Genomic DNA, 3,649 nt, shown 5'->3' with positions numbered 1-3,649 from the left:
CCAGTGTCTTGATGATGATGCCATGTATAATGCTCTGGAGTTTTTCCTATTTTAAATAATTGAATTTCTTCATCCGTAAATTTTAAAGCCAATTCAGTCTTTTCATAATCTATTAGTTTAGGCTTTTGAAAAGATTTTAGTTTACTATAATCTAAATATGTATACTATATTTCTTGTTTTTTCATAATTTATTATAGTTTTATATACTGTTTTTTATTATGTAAATTTCAAATAAAGCTTGTATGCTTTTTGATGTATTCCGCGATATATGTCTGCCCGAACTCTCTAGCATTCTCATAGGCCTACCAAGTTCCAAATGAAGTCTTTGTATTTATAATCCTGGGATCCTTACCTCTCATTTCTTTCTTTACACTTTTTTCAACTTAAATAAAACGCTCTTAAAATTATCCGTTATCTTTCCCTCTATTTTCTATATTATATATATAAACCCTTTTTTGTAATTACAATGAATTTTTTCGGAACGGACCCAAAAAAACGACCTCTCAAATTCATCCGTAAACAACATTGTCATCTCAGGTAATGCATTTATACCTGATAGTTAAAAAGTCTCTTGAAAATAAAAACAGACCCCTTAGAACGTTTTTGTGTTTTTTAGGGGTCTGTTTTTACTAGAATTTCTATTCTTCTATGTCTTCTTTTACTTCTGCGGATAAAATGTCTTCAGCAAACTTCTTGTAGCCATTATATCCTTTCTTTGCAGCCTTTTTCTTTATTGCTTCTACTACCTTTTCATCAAGATATAGACTTAAATGCTGCTTTTTTTCTTTCGACTCCTCTTTTGATCTATTTTCAATTCTTTCTTTGAAAATTTCTAGATCGTTTTTTAAGTACAATCGTTCAGTAGATTTCCCTTTAGCAATCTCTTTAAAGGGCAATATCCCATCTTTAGCTGCATTATGAACGTAAGTCTTAGATTTATTTAGAAATTCAGCCGCTTCTTTTAATGTTAAAGAGTCTTTGTATAATTCCTCTAACCTTTTTACATCTTCTTGCTCAAAACGATATCCACCATCTGCTTTCCAGGTATCCAGATTGATAGGTTCGATGTGTTTATACTTAATTAAATAGCCTAATTGATTTTTTGTTAAACCTACCCTATCGCATACCTCTTCTAAAGATAAATAGTCCATTTCTCACCTCATCCGAAACTTTCATTCTAGCTGTTGTTTAAATTTTCTTAGTTGATACTTTGTTAAACCTGTTTCTTTTACTACATCTGTGATTGAGTACTCCTTATACTGCAGATACTTAAATGGATTTTCTATATAACGTTCTCGTACCTTATTAAATGTACTCTTTTTCGATAAAGAATTCAATTTCTCTCCTTTCTCTCGGATGGAATCGAAAATGGGACAACCTTTGCAATGTTTATAGTTTCTTTGTTTTGCCTGTTCTTGCTCATCTGTACAATTCACTGATAGGTTGTTCAGAGGGCAAATTGAACAATGGGTATCTTCTAAATTATAGATTTCATGTAAAATTTTCCGACGAAGATTAGTCAAAAAAATCTCCTCCTACCGCACTTGGATTGAAATGTACAAAAAAATAATTAAACATTTCCATTATAAATCATCTGAACAAAAACGTTAAATATTAAGGTAAAAATATATATTTAAACATTTCATTTTATACCACAATAAATAATGCATTTATTGTGGTATAATTAGAATCATAACAGTTTATATAAAATATATGTTTGTCTTTTCATTCTATTAAAGGATGTGTGTAGATTTGAATATTATAAATTATGAACATAACAATCAAATTGTAAAATCCAAATCGGATTTTTTTGATAGCAGTTATTTTGAAAAAATCATGGGCATGGGCATCCGAAACATTGATTATTCTAAATTAAGTGAAGAATCAATGGTTTACTTATTTTTACATGACGAACCTTCTTTAACGAAGAAAAGAAGTGAACGTACAAAAAAGATTTATCTGCATGATCTTTCTCATTTTCTACGCTACATAAAAGAAAAAACAGGAACCATTCAGGAGTTATCTCATAATGAGATGGAAATCTACTTCTATGAACTAAGTAAGAAGTATGCTGCCACTACATTACGTCGAAAGAAAACGGTAGTCCAGCAGTTTCTAAAATACGTTTATGATAACAATGGTCTCTCAGATGACTATAGTAGTCGTCTCAAAAAAGTATCTGTAAAAACAGAAGAGCTGGTCAATCGTGACCTCTTTCCTGAAGAAGTAAATGAAATACTAGATACACTGAAGAAAACAAATTTCTTTATGTATWCMTTGTTTTTCCTTCTTACGACTACTGGACTCCGGATTGAGGAAGTTGCAAACGCAAAATGGGCAGATCTTGTATTCCATTCCKCATTAAATGCTTATCTCTTGCGTGTAGTTGGGAAAGGAAATAAAGCCAGGGAAGTTCGTATTTTTGAAGATGTACTCGACGATATCTGTCGCCTTCGTCAATTGCGTAAACAAACAAGTGAATTGGACGCCTCTAGTACATCTGCTTTTCTACCTAAAGCCGATGGCTCTTACTATAGGGCCGACTACTTATCAAAATATGTAGCAGAAAAGATTGAAGAAACAAACTTACCATTTTTACGTTACCGAAAGGATAGAATTACCCCCCATACCTGCAGACACTTCTTTGCGAATCATTTGATGGGAAAAGGTGTCGAACTTAAGAAAATACGTGATTATTTAGGACACGAATCTATTATGACGACGGAACGCTATTTAAGGGAACGTACAAGACGTCAAAACTTGGCCACAATAGATATAGGAAATTCATTGTTTTAGTAAACATATATAATAGGAAGATTCTCGATTTGATGTATCGATTTCTTCCTATTTTTTTCGCGTATAGAATTATAAATGGCTTTCTATTATCACAACATCAAGACTAACTATTACAAATAAAAATAATTTATGACTTATTATAAGTCATAAGGATGCAATTTAACTTTTCTGTTTTACACTAACGTTATAAATCAGAAAGGAAATGTGATGATATGTCTCAACTAAGTAAGCGACTTGCTGAATTGCGAAAAAAACAAGGATACACCCAATCCGATATATCACATCGCCTAAATATTGCCCGCACTACTTATGCCAATTGGGAATATGGGAAAGCTGATCCTGATGCAGATTCGATAATGCGGATTGCAGAGCTACACAATATCTCCATTGATGAATTGTTTGGAAGAAATAATCCTCTAGAAAGTAAATTRGAATCCATTAAAGTAGCACTTGCAGATTTACCTGCTGAAAAACAACAAGAAGCGTTAGATATTCTTATCGATTATACATATGTCATTAAAAAACACTTTACCAAATGAAATTAACCAAATGCAAATAACACCTTATGTATTATACGGTAGTAAAGCGACCGTTTGTAGTAGTTGAAATTCTTAAATTTTATACTATAGTTATGATAAATTTTGGTGAATTATTAAAAAGACTAAGAAAATCTAGAGATCTTAAGCAAGAACAGCTAGCTGAACAATTGAATTTAACTCGAAGCCAGATTAAAAATTGGGAAACCAATCGATACGAGCCTGATATTAGTACACTAATTCTGGTTCTGGTGCAAAAACTTTGAAGTATATGAAAAATGTCTATCAAACTTGGACATACTGATACTAGTACTCTA

General features: G+C 31.7%; 5 protein-coding genes and 1 pseudogene. 3 read left to right on the top strand and 3 right to left on the bottom strand.

Annotated elements, in window-relative coordinates:
- From AC1DJR_RS21625 to AC1DJR_RS21615, 3 genes are all read right to left on the bottom strand, one after another.
- On the bottom strand, nt 1-92 hold a 92-nt coding region (locus AC1DJR_RS21625), incomplete at its 3' end, for an HNH endonuclease (protein WP_477003467.1).
- A 546-nt stretch (nt 93-638) separates the two neighbouring features.
- On the bottom strand, nt 639-1,151 hold the full coding sequence (locus AC1DJR_RS21620) for a helix-turn-helix domain-containing protein (RefSeq protein ID WP_002187134.1): 513 nt from the start codon (nt 1,149-1,151) through the stop codon (nt 639-641).
- Nucleotides 1,152-1,172: 21 nt separating this feature from the next.
- Nucleotides 1,173-1,523 carry a zinc-finger domain-containing protein gene (locus AC1DJR_RS21615; protein ID WP_269481719.1) on the bottom strand — a complete coding sequence of 117 codons (351 nt, stop codon included), beginning with the start codon at nt 1,521-1,523 and terminating at the stop codon, nt 1,173-1,175.
- Nucleotides 1,524-1,752: 229 nt separating this feature from the next.
- Here AC1DJR_RS21615 and AC1DJR_RS21610 point away from each other — a divergent pair, with 229 nt between their 5' ends.
- From AC1DJR_RS21610 to AC1DJR_RS21600, 3 genes and pseudogenes are all read left to right on the top strand, one after another.
- Nucleotides 1,753-2,796, top strand: coding sequence for a tyrosine-type recombinase/integrase (locus tag AC1DJR_RS21610; protein ID WP_477003466.1), 1,044 nt, complete (start codon nt 1,753-1,755; stop codon nt 2,794-2,796).
- 212 nt (nt 2,797-3,008) lie between these two features.
- A complete protein-coding gene (locus AC1DJR_RS21605; protein ID WP_429688972.1) occupies nt 3,009-3,335 on the top strand; it encodes a helix-turn-helix domain-containing protein in 327 nt (108 codons plus the stop codon).
- Between the two features lie 92 nt (nt 3,336-3,427).
- Nucleotides 3,428-3,571, top strand: a pseudogene (locus AC1DJR_RS21600) (helix-turn-helix transcriptional regulator); the annotation flags it as partial.
- Nucleotides 3,572-3,649: the final 78 nt, after the last annotated feature.

The sequence above is a fragment of the Bacillus sp. 05T31 genome, assembly GCF_056396725.1.
Note: the sequence above shows the minus strand (reverse complement) of the source record. Positions and strands in the feature narration are given on the sequence as shown.

Coding starts and splice junctions, on each gene's coding strand:
- AC1DJR_RS21620 (WP_002187134.1), bottom strand. CDS start 1,151: ATGGACTATTTATCTTTAGAAGAGGTATGCGATAGGGTAGGTTTAACA.